This is a genomic window from Rhodococcus sp. Z13_19A, assembly GCF_058133575.1.
Genome location: NZ_JBYUNN010000001.1, coordinates 801,947 through 818,942, shown reverse-complemented (window position 1 = coordinate 818,942; position 16,996 = coordinate 801,947). Strand labels below are relative to the sequence as shown.

The 16,996-nt window shown below is 71.7% G+C and carries 13 protein-coding genes; 11 read left to right on the top strand and 2 right to left on the bottom strand.

Going from position 1 to position 16,996, the window contains the following annotated elements; all coding sequences use genetic code 11:
• Window positions 1-455: 455 nt before the first annotated feature.
• Complete coding sequence (locus tag AC3YNX_RS03820) at window positions 456-1,841, top strand: DNA cytosine methyltransferase (RefSeq protein WP_489994653.1); 1,386 nt, start codon at window positions 456-458, stop codon at window positions 1,839-1,841.
• A 7-nt stretch (window positions 1,842-1,848) separates the two neighbouring features.
• On the opposite strand, the gene AC3YNX_RS03815 is transcribed toward AC3YNX_RS03820, so the two are convergent.
• On the bottom strand, window positions 1,849-2,217 hold the full coding sequence (locus AC3YNX_RS03815; protein ID WP_489994975.1) for a very short patch repair endonuclease: 369 nt from the start codon (window positions 2,215-2,217) through the stop codon (window positions 1,849-1,851).
• A 182-nt stretch (window positions 2,218-2,399) separates the two neighbouring features.
• Between AC3YNX_RS03815 and AC3YNX_RS03810 the strand changes: the two genes are divergently transcribed.
• From AC3YNX_RS03810 to AC3YNX_RS03775, 8 genes are all read left to right on the top strand, one after another.
• A complete protein-coding gene (locus AC3YNX_RS03810; RefSeq protein ID WP_489994652.1) occupies window positions 2,400-3,335 on the top strand; it encodes a TauD/TfdA dioxygenase family protein in 936 nt (311 codons plus the stop codon).
• Between the two features lie 33 nt (window positions 3,336-3,368).
• Window positions 3,369-4,007 (top strand): TetR/AcrR family transcriptional regulator, encoded by a 639-nt coding sequence (locus tag AC3YNX_RS03805; RefSeq protein WP_127784387.1) that lies wholly within the window; start codon window positions 3,369-3,371, stop codon window positions 4,005-4,007.
• Window positions 4,008-4,017: 10 nt separating this feature from the next.
• Window positions 4,018-5,463 carry an MFS transporter gene (locus tag AC3YNX_RS03800; protein ID WP_489994651.1) on the top strand — a complete coding sequence of 482 codons (1,446 nt, stop codon included), beginning with the start codon at window positions 4,018-4,020 and terminating at the stop codon, window positions 5,461-5,463.
• Between the two features lie 118 nt (window positions 5,464-5,581).
• A complete protein-coding gene (locus tag AC3YNX_RS03795) occupies window positions 5,582-6,988 on the top strand; it encodes an ABC transporter substrate-binding protein (protein ID WP_489994650.1) in 1,407 nt (468 codons plus the stop codon).
• A gap of 159 nt (window positions 6,989-7,147) precedes the next feature.
• Window positions 7,148-8,572, top strand: coding sequence for an amidase (locus tag AC3YNX_RS03790; protein ID WP_489994649.1), 1,425 nt, complete (start codon window positions 7,148-7,150; stop codon window positions 8,570-8,572).
• Window positions 8,573-8,628: 56 nt separating this feature from the next.
• Window positions 8,629-10,224: an acyl-CoA synthetase gene (locus tag AC3YNX_RS03785; protein WP_489994648.1), complete on the top strand. Its 1,596-nt coding sequence runs from the start codon at window positions 8,629-8,631 to the stop codon at window positions 10,222-10,224.
• 115 nt (window positions 10,225-10,339) lie between these two features.
• Window positions 10,340-11,224 carry an MOSC domain-containing protein gene (locus AC3YNX_RS03780; RefSeq protein WP_489994647.1) on the top strand — a complete coding sequence of 295 codons (885 nt, stop codon included), beginning with the start codon at window positions 10,340-10,342 and terminating at the stop codon, window positions 11,222-11,224.
• A complete protein-coding gene (locus AC3YNX_RS03775) occupies window positions 11,224-11,985 on the top strand; it encodes an MOSC domain-containing protein (RefSeq protein WP_489994646.1) in 762 nt (253 codons plus the stop codon). Before AC3YNX_RS03780 ends, AC3YNX_RS03775 begins: the two co-directional genes overlap by 1 nt.
• 8 nt (window positions 11,986-11,993) lie before the next feature.
• On the opposite strand, the gene AC3YNX_RS03770 is transcribed toward AC3YNX_RS03775, so the two are convergent.
• Window positions 11,994-12,914 (bottom strand): HNH endonuclease, encoded by a 921-nt coding sequence (locus AC3YNX_RS03770; protein WP_489994645.1) that lies wholly within the window; start codon window positions 12,912-12,914, stop codon window positions 11,994-11,996.
• Window positions 12,915-13,145: 231 nt separating this feature from the next.
• Here AC3YNX_RS03770 and fgd point away from each other — a divergent pair, with 231 nt between their 5' ends.
• Both fgd and AC3YNX_RS03760 read left to right on the top strand, forming a co-directional pair.
• Complete coding sequence (gene fgd, locus AC3YNX_RS03765) at window positions 13,146-14,159, top strand: glucose-6-phosphate dehydrogenase (coenzyme-F420) (RefSeq protein WP_489994644.1); 1,014 nt, start codon at window positions 13,146-13,148, stop codon at window positions 14,157-14,159.
• A gap of 9 nt (window positions 14,160-14,168) precedes the next feature.
• The gene (locus AC3YNX_RS03760; protein WP_489994643.1) at window positions 14,169-16,988 is read left to right on the top strand and encodes an FAD-binding and (Fe-S)-binding domain-containing protein; all 2,820 of its coding nucleotides are present in this window, start codon (window positions 14,169-14,171) and stop codon (window positions 16,986-16,988) included.
• Window positions 16,989-16,996 lie beyond the last annotated feature (8 nt).

The following is a 16,996-nucleotide window of genomic DNA, read 5'->3' as shown; positions in this document are numbered from 1 at the left end:
GAGCGTAACTGCCCGCCTTCCACGCCCAATTAGGGGGTGGCTCTGGGGGTGTCTCGCTGATCGCTGATTCACTGCCAATGCAAACGGTGGCTTTCCTCGGCGCGGGAGGCGTGGCACGGCGTGCAACACGGAACCTGCCGCAATGAGCACTAGGTGTCCACGCTGTGCGTCCCGAGATGGACCCACCTGGCAGTTCCGAGGCGCGTGGCCCTGTGCATTGTGGCGGTCCAGAGCCGATGCGCAGCTAATTAGTGCCATACGTTGCATACCCGCCACCGGAGCGGACAGCGTTCAATGATGACGGCCGAACCCGGACCTGTCCGACGCCTTCCACGTCAGACGACGAGACGCATCCCCATATGGGCCGGTGTGTGGGGGCGCGTGCTTCTTGTGACGTTGCGCGCCGGACCGTGTCGCAGCTTGCCAAGCTCGAACGCACGTTCTAAGCTCCTTCCATGACTGCGGCACCCGGCTTCACCTTCGTGGACCTCTTCGCGGGTATCGGGGGCTTCCACGCCGCGCTCACCGCGATGGGCGGCACCTGCGTGTTCGCCTCCGAGATCGACCGGCACGCTGCTGCGGTGTACGAGCGCAACTGGAGCATTGACCCGCTGTGCGACATCGTGGACGCGACGACCGACCGGATGGACGTCCCCGAGCACGACGTGCTCGCCGCCGGCTTCCCGTGCCAGCCGTTCAGCAAGTCAGGCTTCCAGCGAGGCATGGACGAGGCTCGCGGCACCCTGTTCTGGAACATCCTGCGGGTGCTGGAGGAGCGCCGACCGGCAGTGGTCCTGCTGGAGAACGTGCGCAACATCGCCGGACCGCGCCACCGCCACGAGTGGGAGGTGATCATCGCCAGCCTCCGCGAGCTCGGCTACCAGGTCTCCAGCCAGCCCGCGGTGTTCTCCCCCCACCTGCTGCCGCCAGAGCGGGGCGGGCGCCCACAGATCCGCGAGCGCGTCTTCATCGTCGCGACGCTGGCCGGGTCGGAGGCGGCGAAGATCGACCCGCTCCCCGTGGTGACGCGCGGTCCCGTCGACTCGTGGGACCCGCAGTCGTGGTCGCTGGAGCAGCACCTGCCGCTCACCGCCGAGTCGGAGGTCGACGGACGCGAGCGCTACGCCTTGAACGGCGACGAGGTCGAGTGGATCAACGCCTGGGACGACTTCGTGGCCACCCTGCGGCGCGACGGTGTCCGCCAGCTCCCGGGATTTCCGGTGTGGGCCGATCACTTCACGCCCCTGGACCACCTGCGCATCCCCGTTGGCACTCCGGACTGGAAGAAGAACTTCCTGCACAAGAACGCCCTGCTCTACACCACGCACCGGCAGGCGATCGACGAGTGGCTGAGCCGCTGGAACGGGCTCGCGCACTTCCCGGCGTCGCGCCGCAAGCTCGAGTGGCAGGCAAAGGACGCCCCGTCGCTCTGGGAGACGGTGATGCACTTCCGCCCCTCCGGCATCCGGGCCAAGCAGCCGACCTACACGCCCGCGCTGGTGGCCATCACCCAGACCAGCATCCTGGGCGCGCACAAGCGCCGGCTCACCCCGCGCGAGGCGGCGCGCCTGCAGGGCCTGCCGGAGGACTTCACCTTTGGCGAGCAGCGAGAGGCGCTGACCTACAAGCAGCTGGGCAACGGCGTGAACGTCGCCGTCGCCTACCACGTGCTGCGCGAGCAGGTTCAGCGCGACCGGGACGTCATCGCGCAGAACGCGCCCGGTCTGGTGGCAGCCGTCGACGCTGCGCCGCTGAGCCCTGATGCGGCGCTGGAGAAGGAAGAGGTGCTGGCCGAGCTGGGTCGTCCAGGGCTGAAGACCCCGGTCGCGCTCGCCGGCTGAGGCAAAGTCACCGCCCGAGCGCCCGGGCCACCTGGTCGGCGGCCGCGTCAGCGCTCTCGTGCTCCCAGATGCGGAGCACGCTCCACCCCGCGTCCTCGAGCAGCTGCGTGGTGTTCTCGTCGCGCGCCTGGTTGCCCTCGATCTTCCAGCGCCACCAGTCGCTGTTGGCCATCGGCTTGGTCGCATGAACCGGGCAGCCGTGCCAGAAGCAGCCGTCCACGAAAACTGCCACCTTCGCGCGCGTGAACGCGATGTCGATGGTGCGGCGGCGGTTGCCGGGCACCTTGACCTGTAGGCGGTAGCGCAGCCCGCGGCGGTGCAGCTCCCGCCGCAGCGCCAGCTCGGGCGCGGTGTCGCGGCGGGCCAGCGTCGACATCTTGGCCGTCAGCGGCGCGGCCGGTCGCACCCGCGAGGGCTCGCTGCCTCGGCGGGGCACCACCACTTGGTCCTGGCTGGTCACAGGTCTGCCTCCCTTCGCGCCCTCCCAGCATCGCACCCGGATGACCCGTGGTGCAGCAACCCTTGACGAAGTAAGACACTGACTTATAGCGTCCGGACATGGAGACACTCATCTTTCCCGGGCCCACCGACGTCCTCGCCGCCTACGGCCCGCTGATCGCCCCCCGCGTGCCGGAGACCTTCGACGACCGGCCCTACGAGCGCTTCACCGTGCGCCCGATGACCCCCACCATCGGCGCCGAGATCGGTGGCGTCCGGCTCACCGGCGGCCTGGATGCGGAGCTGCTCGCCGAGCTGCGCCGCGCCCTGCTGGAGTGGAAGGTGCTGGTGTTCCGCGACCAGGACATCGACCGAACCGACCACCGCGCCTTCGCCGAGCAGTGGGGCGTGCTGGAGCAGCACCCGTTCTTCAAGTACATCCAGCCCGGCCAGACCGACGTGGACGTCGTCACCCTGGCCAAGGACGCCGAGACCGCGGGCACGGAGAACAACTGGCACCACGACATCACCTGGCACGCCACGCCTTCCCTCGGCGCTGTGCTGCGGGCGGTGGAGGTGCCCCCCGTCGGCGGCGACACCCTGTGGGCCGACACCGGCGCCGCCTACGACCTGCTGCCCGCCGACCTCAAGGCCAGGATCGACCCCCTGGTGGCCGAGCACGACTGGATCAGCTCCTTCGGCCGCTCCATGCCGGCCGAGGCGGTGGAGGCGCTGCGGCCTCAGTTCCCTGCGGTGCACCACCCCGTGGTCCGCGTGCACCCGGAGACCGGACGCAAGTGCCTGTTCGTCAACATGCTGTTCACCCAGCACATCGTGCGCATGGATCCGGCCGAGTCGAACGAGCTGCTCACGACGCTCTACCGCCACGTGCAGCGTCCGGAGCTGCAGTGCCGCCTGCGGTGGGAGCCCAACACCATCGCCTTCTGGGACAACCGGGCCTGCCAGCACTACGCCGCCAGCGACTACTTCCCGGCCCGCCGGGTGATGGAGCGGATCTCCATCATCGGCGACCGGCCCGTGGGCGTTGCCGGCTGAGGCTGGCCAGAGCCGGCCGTGCATGCTGCACGGATGAGCGAACCGGGCAGGGCAGGGGGCGCGCGGCAGCAGATGGTGGAGGCGGCCGAGCGGCTCTTCGCCGAGCGCGGGCTGCACGGAGTGTCCATGCGCGAGGTTGCCGCGGCGGCGGGCCAGCGCAACAACTCCGCGGTGCAGTACCACTTCGGCAGCCGCGAGGGCCTGGTGCACGCGGTGTTCGCCTACCGCATGCGCGACATCAACCTCGCCCGCCAGGAGGTGCTCGACGAGCTCGACCGGCAGGGCCAGGGCTCCGACGTCCGCGCCCTGGTGCGCGCCTACCTGGTGCCGCTGGCGGAGTTCCTGGAGTCCGCACCGGAAGGGCACTACGCACAGTTCATCGCCAGTGCCGCACCCGTCACCAACTTCACCGACGCGGACCTGCGGGAGGTGACCGACGCGCTCCTGGAGGTGGCCCGGCGCCTGGCCCTGAGCCTGCCCCAGCTGTCGCCAGAGGCGGCCCGGGCCCGTGTGTACCTGGTGCTCGGGATGCTGCCCAGCGCGCTGGCCGCCCACGAGCAGCGTCAGCTGGCCGGCCTGCCACAGCTGCACGCCAGCTTCCAGCACCTGGTGGACGACCTGGTCGACACCGGCGTGGCTGCACTGCAGGCTGCGCCGGGGCAACAGAACTAGCATCGGTGCAATGCCTGAGCTGAGCCGCGGACGCCGGTTGCTGGTGCTGGCGATCTGCTGCATGAGCCTGCTGATCGTGGGCATGGACAACACCATCGTCAACGTGGCGCTGCCGTCCATCGGCGCCGACCTGGGCGCCTCGCTGTCCGGTCTGCAGTGGACCGTGGACGCCTACATCCTGGTGCTGGCCAGCCTGCTCATGCTGTCCGGCTCCATGGCCGACCGCTTCGGCCGCCGCCGCGTCTTCCAGCTGGGGCTGGTGCTGTTCACCGCCGGCTCGGCGCTCTGCAGCATCGCTCCGAGCCTGGGCTGGCTGGTGGCCTTCCGCATGGTGCAGGCGATCGGTGGATCGATGCTCAACCCGGTTGCCATGTCCATCATCACCAACGTCTTCACCGATCCGCGCGAGCGTGCGCAAGCCATCGGGGTGTGGGGCGGGGTGGTCGGCATCAGCCTGGGGGTGGGCCCGGTGCTCGGCGGCGTGCTCATCGAGACGGCAGGCTGGCCATCGATCTTCTGGGTGAACATCCCGCTGGGCATCCTCGCGCTCGGCCTGGCCTGGCGCTACGTCCCCGAGTCCAAGGCGCCCCGCCCGCGCCGGGCGGACCTGGTGGGGCAGGCACTGGTGATCGTGCTGCTGGCGAGCCTCACCTACGCCATCATCGAGGCGCCCCGCGTGGGGTGGGGCTCCTGGCGCACGCTGGTGCTGCTGGGCGTGGCGGTGGCGGCCCTGGTGGCGCTGCTGCGCTACGAGCCGCGGCGTGCCGATCCGCTGGTGGAGCTGCGCTTCTTCCGCAGCGCCCCGTTCTCGGGCGCCACCGTCATCGCGGTCAGCGCCTTCGGGGCGTTCGCCGGGCTGCTCTTCCTGGGCACCCTGTACCTGCAGGAGGCCCGCGGGCTCTCGGCGCTGCGAGCCGGGCTGTGCATCCTGCCGCTGGCGGTCATGACCTTCTTCCTGGCCCCGTTGTCGGGCCGCATCGTCGGCTCCCGCGGGCCACGGGTGCCGCTGCTGCTCGCCGGTGCGGCGATGTGCGCGGGCGGGCTGATGCTCGTCGACGTCGGCGCCGAGACCCCGATGGTGTGGGTGATCGCCAGCCTGGTGGTCTTCGGCGCCGGGTTCGGCCTGGTCAACGCCCCCATCACCAACACGGCCATGGCGGGCATGCCCCGAGCCCAGGCCGGGGTGGCCGCAGCGGTGGCCTCCACCAGTCGCCAGGTGGGGACCGCGCTGGGGGTGGCGGTGGTCGGGTCGCTGCTCAGCGCGGGACTGGCCGGGGCAGCGGTGGGCACCGGTTTTCCGGACGCCAGCCGCGCCGCCTGGTGGGTGGTGGTGGCCGGCGGCGCCGCGGTGTTCGTGGTGGGCGGGCTCAGCACCAACAAGTGGTCGCTGCGCACTGCGGCGCGCACCGCGGCGCTGCTCCGGGACGAGGAGCGCACCGCGGCCGCTCCCGCCTGAGGAGCGCCACGACTTCACCGCTCCCACGTCGTGAACACATGTCTGGACGGGAGTCCGACCGGCCCATAGTGTCCTGCGTCACACGGGCTGCTCGAGCCCGCAGACCGGGGGAGACGCTGTGCACAGATCCACCATCAAGCTGGGGGCAGCTGGTTTCGCACTCTTGATCGCCGTCGCGGGGTGTAGCAGCGACCGCGCCGAGGACTCAGCGGGCGCGGCCCCCAGCGCCAGCGCGTCCGCAGGCGCGGCCACCAAGTTCGGCACCATGGACTCGCCGTGCGGCAACGGTGACGCCAAGGGCTCCACCGACCAGGGCGTGACCGACAGCGCCATCAGCATCGGCTACGGCGACGACCGCGGCTTCGCCGGCAGCCCCGGGCTGAACAAGGACGTCGGCGACGGCGTCACCGCGATGATCAAGTGGTGCAACGACCAGGGCGGCATCAACGGCCGCCAGATCAAGGGCACCAACTACGACGCGGCGATCACCAAGGTCAACACGGTGATGCAGCAGGCGTGCAAGAGCGACTTCATGCTCGTCGGGGAGGGCTTCGCCGGCGACGACGGCGCGGAGCAGACCCGCATCGGCTGCACGCTCCCTGCGGTGCCCGCCTTCGCCGTCGGGGCCAACTTCGCCAACGCCCCGATGATGTACCAGGCGCTGCCCAACCCGGTGGACCTCAACCCGGCCGCGATCTACAACCAGCTCGCCGCGCTCAAGCCCGAGACCAAGGGCGCGTTCTCGGTGATGAACTCCAACAACCCGGCGGCGGCCACCAACGTCACCAAGAGCCTGCCGCTGATCAAGGACGCCGGCTTCAACGTCATCGACTGCGGCGTCACGGTGAACATGCAGGGCGAGGCCAACTACGCGCCGTTCGCGCAGAAGTTCAAGGACTGCGGCGCGAAGATGGTCTGGGTCGCCACCAGCCCGGACGTCCCGGTCTTCAACTTCCTCACCGCGATGAAGCAGGCCGGAGTGCAGACCGACTACATGATGGTGGCCAACGGCTACACCACCGAGTTCGCCAAGTGGAACGGCGCCAACGGCGGGATCGCGGACAACCTCCACGCACCCAGCGCCTTCCAGCCCCTGGAGAACGCCTCGGCCGTACCCGCGGTGCAGGACTACCTGGACATCATGAAGGCCGGCAGCGCCGACCCGTCCCTGCTCAGCATGCAGGCCACCTCGTCGTTCTTGCTCTGGGCCAACGCCGCCAAGGAGTGTGGCTCCGACCTCACCCGGCAGTGCGTGATCAACAAGCTCGCCACCGTGCACGAGTGGACCGCCGGCGGGCTCAACGCGCCCACCGACCCGGGGGCCAACATCCCCACCAAGTGCGGCGTGCTGCTCAAGCTCGACGGGGCGTCCTGGAAGCAGGTGGTGCCCGCCAAGCTGGGTGAGTTCGAGTGCAAGGACACCTACCTGGGCAAGGTCCCCGAGGCGGCCTGGGGCACCAAGCTCAACGCCGAGCGCATCGCGACCACCTTCCTCACCCCCGACGTGATCAAGCCGCAAGGCTGATCGCGCAGGTGAGTGGGGCGGCGCCGGTGCCAGCGCCGCCCCACTCACCTGTCTCAGTGTTCGGGATCACACCCCGCTGTGGCTCGGCTGCGGGTTCTACTGCTGGCCATCACCCAGGGGCGCGCCAGGAGTGCACCCCGTGCTGTCCGGGAGGACCCGATGACCGACGCCCCGCGCTGGACCGACGCCCACGGCCAGGCTCAGCTGGTGGCCGCCGGGGAGCTCACCCCGCTGGAGCTGGTGGACGCCGCCATCGAGCGCATCGAGCGCCTCGACCCGCAGGTGAACGCGGTGGTCTCCGAGCGCTTCGAGCGGGCCCGCGCGGAGGCCTCCGCCGACCTGCCCGACGGCCCGTTCCGCGGCGTTCCCCTGCTCCTCAAGGACATCGCCGCGCACTCCACCGGTGACCCGCTCTACGCCGGCACCAGCTTCCTGCGGGAGCGGGACTGGCGCAGCGACCACGACAGCGCCTTCGTCGCCCGGCTGAAGCGCGCCGGGTTCGTCATCCTGGGCAAGACCACCACCCCGGAGCTCGCCGGCGCCATCACCACCGAGCCGCTCGCCACCGGACCCACCCGCAACCCCTGGGACACCGCCCGCTCCACGGGCGGCTCCTCCGGCGGGGCGGCGGCGGTGGTCGCAGCGGGCATGGTGCCGGTGGCGCACGGCAGCGACGGTGGCGGCTCCATCCGGATCCCGGCCAGCGAGTGCGGCCTGGTCGGACTCAAGCCCACCCGCGCGCGAGTGAGCATGGCCCCCGACGCCGGGGAGGGCTGGATGGGGCTGTCCGCCCACGGCGTGCTCAGCCGCACGGTCCGCGACACCGCCGCGCTGCTGGACGTGATGTCCGGCGCCGAGCCGGGTGATCCGTACCCGGCGCCGCCGCTGGCCCGTCCCCTCGCTGCGGAGGTGGGCGCCGACCCGGGCCGGCTGCGCATCGGCGTGCTCGACCACCCCGCGATGGCCGGGGCGTCCGCCGACCCCGACGCCGCGGCCGCGGTGAACGCCACCGCGAAGCTGCTGGCCGAGCTGGGCCACCACGTCGAGGTGTCGCACCCGGCGGCGATGGGCGACACCGACCTGTGGGCGCACTACGGAGCCGTCGTCTCCAGCTCGATGGCGGCCGAGGCCGACCGGTGGGCGGAGGTGCTGGGCACCTCGGTGGACACCCTGCTGGAGCCGGTCACCGCGGGCAGCGTCACCGGTGGCCGGGCGATCACCGCCGCGCAGCTGCTGGCCACCACTCGGTGGATCAACCGCTACCAGCGCCGGATGGCCACCTGGTGGGCCGAGGACGGCTTCGACGTGCTGCTCAGCCCGGTGCTCAACGGTGTCCCGCCGGAGATCGGCTGGCTCACCCACCCGGAGCAGCGCCTCGAGCGCACGGTGCAGCTGCTGCAGTACACCCCGCAGCTCAACATCACCGGCCAGCCGGCCATCTCGCTGCCGCTGCACTGGACCGCGGGCGGCCTGCCCGTCGGGGTGCAGCTGGCCGGTGCCTACGGGCGCGAGGACGTGCTGGTGCGCCTGGCCGCCCAGCTGGAGCAGGCCCAGCCGTGGGCTGACCGCCACCCGCCCCTGTAGTGCTGCGCCCCTGCGCTCCGCCCGAGCTCCGCTCACCCCTTCCGGAAGGTTCGTCCATGTCGCTCAACCTCGCCGACCTGCTCGAAGCCGTCACCGACGCCATCCCCGACCGGGTCCCGGTGATCTGCGGTGAGGACCGGCTGACCTACCGCGAGCTGGAGCTGCGGGCCAACAAGCTGGCGCACTACCTGCAGTCGGTGGGCGTGCAGCCCGGCGACCACGTGGCCATCCACATGCGCAACAGCATCGAGTACGTCGAGACGCTGCTGGCCTGCCTGAAGATCCGCGCCGTGGCCATCAACGTGAACTTCCGCTACACCGACGCCGAGCTGGTGTACCTCTACAACAACTCCGACACCAAGGTGCTGGTGGTGCAGGGCGAGTTCACCGCCACGGTGGCCAGCGCGCTGCCGGAGTGCCCCACGGTGGAGACGGTGGTGGTGGTCGGCGACGAGGCCGCGGACACCACCTGGGGCGCCGTGCGGGTGGACGACTACGCCTCGAGCGTGGCGGCGCAGTCCGACGCCCGCGACTTCGCCCCGCGCAGCGAGGACGACCACTTCATCATCTACACCGGTGGCACCACCGGCATGCCCAAGGGTGTGGTGTGGCCGCACAAGGACTTCTACTACGCGGCGCTGTCCGGGGCGAACATCGACGGGGTGCCGCACGACACGGTGGAGCAGGTGGTGGCCGCTGCGGTGGCCAACACCCACCCGCGGGTGGCGCTGCTGACCCCGCCGCTGATGCACGGCGCGGCGGTCTACTCGGTGCTCACCGGCTTCCTGATGGCCGCACCCCGCGTGCTGATGACCAGCTTCGACCCGGTGGAGGCGCTGCGGCTGATCGAGCGGGAGAACGTGGTGGTGGTGACCGTGGTGGGCGACGCCATCGCCCGGCCCATCGCCGACGCCATCGCCGCCCACCCCGGCCAGTTCGACCTCAGCTCGCTGCGCGCGTTCGGGTCCGGTGGTGCGCTGTTCTCCCGCACCACCAAGGACCAGCTCGCCCAGCTGGTGCCCGGGCTGGTGGTCCGCGACGCGTTCGGGGCGTCCGAGACCGGCAGCCACGGCACGGTGGAGATCGGCGACGACGGCACCATGCGCATCCGGCGCAACGACAACATGCTGCTGCTGGACGACGACCTCAAGCCCATCGAGCCGGGCACGGACACCATCGGTCGGATCGCCCGCACCGGTCACGTTCCCGTCGCCTACTACAACGACCCGCAGAAGACTGCGGACACCTTCCCCGTGGTCGACGGCGTGCGGATGGCCGTCATGGGCGACATGGGCCGGATGGAGGCCGACGGCACCATCGTGCTGCTGGGCCGTGGGTCGGGCTGCATCAACACCGGTGGGGAGAAGGTGTTTCCCGAGGAGGTGGAGGAGGCGCTGAAGAACCACCCCGCGGTGATGGATGCGCTGGTCGCCGGTGCACCCGACGAGCGGTTCGGCGAGCGGGTGGCGGCCGTGGTGCAGCTGCGCGAGGGCGCCGAGGACACCGACCTGGACCAGCTCGTCGAGCACTGCCGCACGCTGGTGGCCGGGTACAAGATCCCGCGGTCCATCGTGGTGGTGCCGCAGATCCCCCGCTCGCCCAGCGGCAAGGCCGACTACCGGTGGGCCAAGGCGACGGTGTCGGCCCCGTAGCGTCCGAAAAGCAGGAGCGACACGCGAAATCGCTACGGAGAGTCATGAGAAGCGCGTGTTCGTCGGGGTGGCGTGTCAAGGTGGGAGGTGACTGCGCCGCGCAAGGAGAAGCCTGATGAGCACCCCCACGACGACCGTTGCCTCGCTGCACCGCTTCCCGGTGAAGTCGATGCTCGGGGAAGACCTCGACAGCTGCGTCATCGGTGACCGCGGAGTGGTGGGCGACCGTGCCTACGCCCTGCTCGACGCCGAGGACGGCACCGTGGCCAGCGGCAAGAACCCCCGCAAGTGGGCCGCGCTGCTGCAGATGCGGGCGCGCTTCGTGGCCGAGCCGCACTCCGGCGAGGTGCCGCCGCCGGTGGAGATCACCTTCGCCGACGGCAGCGTGCTGCGCAGCGACGACCCCGGCGTGGACGAGGCGCTGTCGGCGGCGGTGGGCCGACCGGTGCGGCTGGTGTGCGAGCACCCGGGCGACGCGCGCTTCGAGGAGGTGTGGCCGGACATCGACGGCCTGGCGCCGCCGGAGGTGATCGCCTCGACCGCCTCGGGCACCGAGCCCACGGGTGAGACGGTCAGCACGATGCCGCTGGGGATGCTGGCGCCGGGCACCTTCTACGACCTGGCCCTGCTGCACGTGCTCAGCACCGCCACGCTGCAGCGGCTTGCCGAGCTCAACCCCGAGGCCGACTTCGACGTGCGGCGGTACCGGCCCAACCTGGTGCTCGACGGAGGTGCGCCAGGCTTCGTCGAGGACGGCTGGGTGGGGCAGACCGTCGCGATCGGCGAGCGCGCCCGCATCGGCGTCACCATGCTGACCATGCGCTGCGTGATGACCACCCTCGCCCAGCACGACCTGCCGGCCGACCCGGCCACGCTGCGCACCATCGCCAAGCACCACCGCAAGGAGATCCCCGGCCTGGGGGTGTGGGCCTGCGCGGGGGTGTACGCCGGGGTGGAGCAGGGCGGCGTGGTCCGGGTGGGCGACGAGGTGGTGCTCTGATGGCCACGGTCACCCGGATCTCGGTGACGCCGGTGAAGGGCACCGCACTGCAGCACCCCGACTCGGTGCAGCTGGACGAGCACGGTTGTCGCCACAACCGGCTGTTCCACTTCATCGACCCCGAGGGCCGGCTGGTCAACGGCAAGCAGTGCGGACAGCTGGCCACGGTGCACTGTGCCGTGCAGGACGATCGGCCGGACAGCCCGGTGCTCAGCACGCGGCTGCCCGACGGCACCGTGCTCACCGAGCCGGTGCAGCTGACCGCGGAGCGGGTGCAGACCAGCTTCTACGGCCGCCCGGTGGCCGGCACGGTGGTGGGTGGGCCGGTGGCGGCCGCCATCAGCAAGGCCGTCGGCAAGGAGCTGCGCCTGGTGCAGGTGGACCAGCCCGGCGCGGGGGTGGACGTGCACCCGGTGACGCTGATCGGCACCGCCAGCATGGAGCAGCTGCGCGCGGACGTGGCCGCCCCGGCGAAGCAGTGGGCCGACCGCTTCCGGATGCTGCTGGAGCTGGACGGGCTGGCCCCGTACGAGGAGGAGGGCTGGGCCGGCGGGCAGGTGCGCATCGGCGAGGTGGTGCTGTCGGTGGGAGACCGGGTGCCGCGCTGCGTGGTGACCAAGCAGAACCCCGCTGACGGCAGCCGCGACTTCAACACCCTCGACGCGCTGCAGAGCCACCGCGAGGGCCTGCTGCTGGGCATGTACGCCACCGTCCTGCAGCCCGGCACGGTGCACCTCGGCGACGCGGTGACCACCCGGTAACCACGCCCTCAGACCGCGGCGCGGAACCGCTCGTAGCGGATCGCCAGCAGCTTCTGGCTGGGTTGCTCGGATCGCTTGGTGGGCACCGCCATGAGCGGTTGACCGTGCCGCTCCACCAGCCCGTGGCGCAGCATGGGGCCGTCCACCTCGTCGAGCAGGTCGGTGCGGATCTCGACCACGTTGTCCGGGCGGATGCCGAGAATCTGCGTGTCGTACGCGGCGTGGTGGATCTTGCACAGCGCCAGGCCGTTGGTGACGACCGGAAGACCCTGCTCCTCGACGTCCGGGACGATGTGGGCGGCATCGAGCAGCTCACCGTGGCGCAGCGCGCACACCGCGCACCGGGTCTCGTAGGCCCGCATGACGGTGGCGCGAAACACCGGCTGGTGCAGCCGTCGCTTGGTCTCGGCCACCGCGTACCGGCGCAGCAACGCATCGGCGGCGGTTTCCACTGGAGAGTCTGGTCGCAGCGCGTGGCCGGCCTCGGTGGCGATGGCGAACTGCTGCTGGTCGACCTCCTCGCCAATCAGGTACACGGGATAGACCGGCTGGTAGAGCGCCGGGCCCACGCCGAAGAACCAGATCAGTGGCACCTGCTGCTTCATGGCTTCCCGCAGTGCACGGTTCTCGGCGTGGGCGGGGTCGTTGCCACGCCACTTGTAGCGCAGGTGGCCGTCAGCGCCGGTCGCGTCCTCGTACGGCCGGGTGACCCCTTCGGGGCGATAGACGGTCCGGATGGACAGGGCGGAGGTGAGCTGACGGGGCTTGCGGATGCCGCGCTGGTTGTCCATCAGGCGGAAGGGCTCGCCGTCGAAGGTGAAGTCACGCAGCTCGGCGGAGGAGATGGGGTTCAGCCCGTCGTGAGTTCTGACGGCCAGCCACGCCATGGCCTCGAGCCGAAGCCGCGCGTCGTCGAATTCCTCTGTCACGCAACGGAGCTAACCAGCTGAACCCCCACCGGTGGGCATTGGGGGCCCTAAGCCCTTGTCCGGCGTCCCTGAGGGCGACAAGGGCCCTCAATGCCCCCAGAGGAGTGGGAGGAGCCACCTGCCTCAGCCCGGCCATCGGGATGCCCGCCACCGCCCCTGCCCGCCGGAAGTGGTCAACTAGCGGTACAACGGTTCGGACACCGCGAGCCCACGTCGATCGGAGTGCTGCTGATGTCACGACCACTGAAGCTCGGGTACAAGGCGTCGGCCGAGCAGTTCGGCCCCCGCGAGCTGGTGGAGCTGGGCGTGCTGGCCGAGGCCGCCGGCATGGACTCCGCCACGGTCAGTGACCACTTCCAGCCGTGGCGCCACGAGGGCGGGCACGCACCGTTCTCCATCGCCTGGATGACCGCCGTCGGCGAGCGCACCGAGCGCCTGCAGCTGGGCACCTCGGTGATGACTCCGACGTTCCGCTACAACCCCGCCGTGGTCGCGCAGATGTTCGCCACCATGGCCTGCCTGTACCCCGACCGCATCTTCCTCGGCGTGGGCACCGGCGAGGCGCTCAACGAGATCGCCACCGGCTACCAGGGCGAGTGGCCGGAGTTCAAGGAGCGCTTCGCCCGCCTGCGCGAGTCCGTCACCCTCATGCGCGAGCTGTGGCTGGGCGACCGCGTCGACTTCGACGGCGAGTACTACCGCACCCGCGGCGCCTCCATCTACGACGTCCCCACCGGCGGTGTCCCGGTGTACGTCGCCGCCGGCGGACCCGTGGTCGCCCGCTACGCCGGCCGCGCCGGCGACGGCTTCATCTGCACCTCGGGCAAGGGCATGGAGCTCTACACCGACAAGCTGCTGCCCGCCGTCGCCGAGGGCGCGGCCAAGGTCGAGCGCGACGTCGCCGATATCGACAAGATGATCGAGATCAAGATCTCCTACGATACTGACCCGGACCTGGCGCTGGAGAACACCCGCTTCTGGGCCCCGCTGTCGCTCACCCCCGAGCAGAAGCACTCCATCGACGACCCCATCGAGATGGAGCGCGCGGCCGACGAGCTGCCCATCGAACAGGTGGCCAAGCGCTGGATCGTGGCGTCGGACCCCGACGAGGCGGTGGCCAAGGTCAAGCCCTACGTCGACGCCGGGCTCAACCACCTGGTCTTCCACGCCCCCGGCCACGACCAGCGCCGGTTCCTCGACCTGTTCAAGGCCGACCTGGAGCCGCGGCTGCGCCAGCTCGCCTGACCCAGCCAGATGACTGACGCCGCCGCCCTGGCCGCCGCGCTGCGCGGTGCCGGCGTCTCCGACGTGCTCGACGACGGCACCACCCGCGCCGCCTACTCCTCGGACGCCTCGCTGTACCGGGTGCCGCCCCTGCTGGTGGTGCGGCCCCGGCACGTCGAGGAGGTGGCGGCGGTGCTGGCGGTGTGCCGCGAGTCGGGGGTGCCGCTGACCGCCCGTGGGGCGGGGACGTCGATCGCGGGCAACGCCGTCGGCGCCGGGGTGGTGCTGGACTTCAGCCGGCACCTGGGCGCGGTGCTCGACGTGGACGCCGAGGCCCGCACCGCGGTGGTGCAGCCCGGGGTGGTGCAGGCCGAGCTGCAGCGGGTCGTGGCGCCGCACGGGCTGCGCTTCGGTCCCGACCCGTCCAGCTCCACCCGCTGCACCCTGGGCGGGATGATCGGCAACAACGCCTGCGGTACCCGCGCCCTGGGCTACGGCCGCACCTCCGACAACGTGCTCGGCCTGCGGGTGCTCACCGGCACCGGCGAGGCGCTGACCCTGGCCATCGGCACCCGACCGTCCTCGCCCACCCTGGACGCGCTGGAGGCGATCACCGCTGGCGGGCTGGCCACCATCCGCACCGACCTGGGCACCTTCTCCCGGCAGGTCTCCGGCTACGCGCTGGAGCACCTGCTGCCGGAGAACGGCTTTGACGTGGCCCGGCTGCTGGTGGGCAGCGAGGGCACGTTGGGCGTCGTCACCGAGGCCACGGTGCGCCTGGTCGCCGAGCCCGCCCACCGGGTGCTGGTGGCGCTGGGCTACCCCGACATCGCTGCCGCCGGCGACGCTGTCCCCGCGGTGCTGCCCTTCGCCCCCACTGCCTGCGAGGGGATGGACTCCCGCATCGTGGACGTGCTGCGTGAGCGCCGCGGGCCGCTCGCGGTGCCCGAGCTGCCGGCCGGCGGGGCGTGGCTGTTCGTGGAGGTGGTGGGCGAGACCCTGGGCGCCACCCTGGACACCGCGCACGCCGTGGCCCGCAGCTGTGGGGCGCTGGACGCCCGGGTGGTCACCGACGCCGCGCAGGCCGCCCAGCTGTGGCGCATCCGGGCCGATGGCGCGGGCCTGTCCGGCCGCAGCCCTGCCGGGTTGCCCGCGCACGCCGGGTGGGAGGACGCGGCGGTGCCCCCGGCGCGGCTGGGTGACTACCTGCGCGACTTCGAGGCGCTGATGGCGCAGCTGGGCCTGAGCGGGCTGCCCTACGGACACTTCGGCGACGGCTGCCTGCACGTGCGGGTGGACGTGCCGCTGCACCGCCCCGACGGCACGGCGGCGTACCGCGCGTTCGTGGAGGCTGCCGCGGCGCTGGTGGCCGGCTACGGCGGGTCGTTCTCCGGCGAGCACGGCGACGGCCGCGCCCGCAGCGAGCTGCTGCCGGTGATGTACTCACCCGCCGCGCTGCAGCTGTTCAGCCAGGTCAAGCACGCCTTCGACCCGGACAACCTGCTCAACCCGGGGATCCTCGTCGACCCGGTGCCGCTGGACGCCGACCTGCGCGTCCCGTCTGCGCCCACCCTCCGGCGAGACCTCGCGCTGGCCTACGCCGGCGACGGCGGTGACTTCAGCCAGGCGGTGCACCGCTGCACCGGGGTGGGCAAGTGCCGGGCGGACAACACCGCCACCGGCGGGGTGATGTGCCCGTCCTACCTGGCCACCCGCGAGGAGGTGCACTCCACCCGCGGCCGGGCCCGGGTGCTGCAGGAGATGCTCAACGGCACCGCGGTGACCGGTGGTTGGCGCGCCCCCGAGGTGCACTCCGCGCTCGACCTCTGCCTGTCCTGCAAGGGCTGCGCCTCCGACTGCCCCACCGGGGTGGACATGGCCGCCTACAAGGCCGAGGTGCTGCACCAGAGCTACCGGCGCCGCCTGCGCCCGGTGGCGCACTACTCGCTGGGCTGGCTGCCGCGGTGGGCGCGCCTGGCCAGCCACGCCCCACGGGTGGTCAACGCCGCGCTGCGCCTGCCCGGCGCCGGTCGAGCGGCGCTGTCGGCGGCCGGTGCCGACCCGCGCCGCGCCGTGCCGGCGTTCGCCGCGGAGACCTTCCGCGCCTGGTTCGCCCGCACCGCCGAGCAGCGCAGCGCCGACGGCGACCCGGTGGTGCTGTTCGTGGACACCTTCACCAACTACTTCGCCCCCGAGGTCGGCAAGGCCACGGTGGCGGTGCTGCAGGCCGCTGGCTACGCGCCGCGGCTCACCCCGCGCCAGCAGTGCTGCGGGCTCACCTGGATCAGCACCGGTCAGCTCACCGCCGCGCGCCGGATCCTGGGACGCACCGTGGACGGGCTGGCGCCGGCGGTGCAGGCCGGCGTGCCAGTGGTGGGCATGGAGCCCTCCTGCACGGGGGTGCTGCGCGCGGAGACTGCCGAGCTGCTCGGCACGCCGGCGGCCGCGGCGGTCGCCGGCGCCACCCGCACGCTGGCCGAGCTGCTCACCGAGCGGGGCTGGCAGCCGCCGTCGCTGGCCGGGGAGCAGGTGGTGGCGCAGCCGCACTGCCACCACCACGCGGTGATGGGGTGGGGTGCCGACGCGGCCCTGCTGCAGGGAGCCGGTGCGCAGGTGCAGCGCCTGGGCGGCTGCTGCGGCCTGGCCGGCGACTTCGGCATGGAGAAGGGGCACTACGACGTGTCGGTGGCCGTCGCCGAGCAGCAGCTCTTGCCCGCCGTGCGCGCGGCCGGCGCGAGCACCACCGTGCTCGCCGACGGGTTCTCCTGCCGCACCCAGCTGGCCGACCTCAGCGACCGGCCCGGTCAGCACCTCGCCCAGCTGCTCGCGTCCCGGCTGGACCGGGGCTGAGCAGGGAC